Genomic DNA, 1,607 nt, shown 5'->3' on the forward strand with positions numbered 1-1,607 from the left:
GCGGGACTGAGCAGCTTCCGCCTCGCGGTCGCGGACACCACGCAGCAGGCTGACGCTGCGGCTGGTGGTGCAGCGGAGTCCGCCTGACCGCCATGGGGGGCCGGCCTGTCGTCCGCTTCACCGTTCACCTGCCATTGCTCTTGAGCGTGGGACCGCAGGGGGGCACGCAACGAACTCGCACGACGCAAGGGTGTTTCCTCGGGCACACAGTTGTCAAACGACAACAGTTTCCGTGGGGAAAGGACCTCCGGCCGCACCGGACGTCCCGCCGACATCGTCACCGCCACCGCCTCAGTCCTCCCTGTCCGGGCACACCGCCCGGCGCAGCAGCGTCCGGGCGATGTCGCACGCGGTCTCGACGGCCCGCAGCCGGGCGGCCGACCGCGGCAGGGCGGCCGCCATGGCGTTCACGCACCGGGCGCGCATCCGTTCCATCTCCTCGGCACCCCTCGCTGTGATCTCCAGCACCGTCCTCCGGCGATCGTCCGCGTGCGAGCGCCGGGTCAGCCATCCCGCCCTTTCGAGCCGCCCGCACAGGCGGCTGGCCGAAGCCGGCGTGATGTCGAGCGCCTTGCCCAGTTCGGCCGGGCCGAGGGTGGTGGACCGGTGGACGGCGCTGAGGGCGCGCAGCGTCAGATGGGGCAGGGGTCCGGGAGCGTGGAGATCGGCGTACTCCCAGAGCGCCACGAGGGCCGCGGCGGCCGTCCTGGCGTCGGCGTGCGCCTCGGCTTCCGCCGGGCCCAGGATGGTCCTGCTCTCACTGTCACTCATGGTCCACCGCTCGGGTTCGCATGGGGGCTGTGGTCGTGCCTCTCGGCTGGTACCCGTCCACAGCGGCATACCGCGTCTCCCGCGGCCATACAATTGCCGGACGGCAACTGTTTTTCGGGTGGACGGCTTGGACAGCGAGGTCGCCGCCCTTTCTCCCGTTCCGTCTTCCAGGCACGTCCGCGTCATGGTCCGCCCCGGGGAGGGGTGCGAACCGGTACCAAGCGCCCGATTGCTCTCCGCTCGGCGTGTGGGATAACCTTCGAAATATTTGTCGTACGGCAACGATTTAAGTGTAAAAAGATGGCATGGTCCCCCCGACAGGACAGACCGGGCGGACCGAAGCCGTTCTCACTCTCTTCACGGCATCTGACGGAACGAGGTTGGTCATGGCTGAGGCTGCGGTCGAAGAAGCGCGCTCCGTGCCGCGGTCGCGGTCCTCGCGCGGGGGCGGCAAAGTGGGCGAGTCGGAGCTGCGCCAGCTGCTGGCCGGGCTCACGGCCGTACGGGACGGGGACTTCGGCACCAGGCTGCCGGACGAGGGCGACGGGCTGATCGGGGAGATCGCCACGGTCTTCAACGGCATGGTCGATCAGCTGTCGCTGTTCACCTCCGAGGTGACCCGGGTGGCCCGCGAGGTCGGTACCGAAGGGACCCTGGGAGGCCAGGCCGTCGTTCCCGGGGTCTCCGGTACGTGGGCGGACCTGACCGACTCGGTGAACGCCATGGCGGGCAACCTGACCACGCAGGTCCGGGACATCGCCCAGGTCGCGACGGCAGTGGCCAAGGGCGACCTGTCGCAGAAGATCGACGTGGACGCCCGCGGCGAGATCCTGGAG

General features: G+C 69.6%; 2 protein-coding genes. One reads left to right on the forward strand and one right to left on the reverse strand.

Features of this window, described 5'->3' with window-relative positions:
- Positions 1–291: 291 nt before the first annotated feature.
- Positions 292–771, reverse strand: a complete 480-nt coding sequence (locus IH00_RS39395) for a MarR family winged helix-turn-helix transcriptional regulator (protein ID WP_052411927.1) — start codon at positions 769–771, stop codon at positions 292–294.
- Positions 772–1,157: 386 nt separating this feature from the next.
- Here IH00_RS39395 and IH00_RS0136545 point away from each other — a divergent pair.
- A partial coding sequence (locus tag IH00_RS0136545; protein WP_031080832.1) for a HAMP domain-containing protein occupies positions 1,158–1,607 on the forward strand: 450 nt, incomplete at its 3' end.

Source organism: Streptomyces sp. NRRL S-118, assembly GCF_000716335.1.
Lineage (GTDB): Bacteria > Actinomycetota > Actinomycetes > Streptomycetales > Streptomycetaceae > Streptomyces.

What these genes read in the sequence shown, in the direction of transcription:
- IH00_RS39395 (WP_052411927.1), bottom strand. Translation starts at nt 771, where the DNA reads ATGAGTGACAGTGAGAGCAGGACCATCCTGGGCCCGGCGGAAGCCGAG.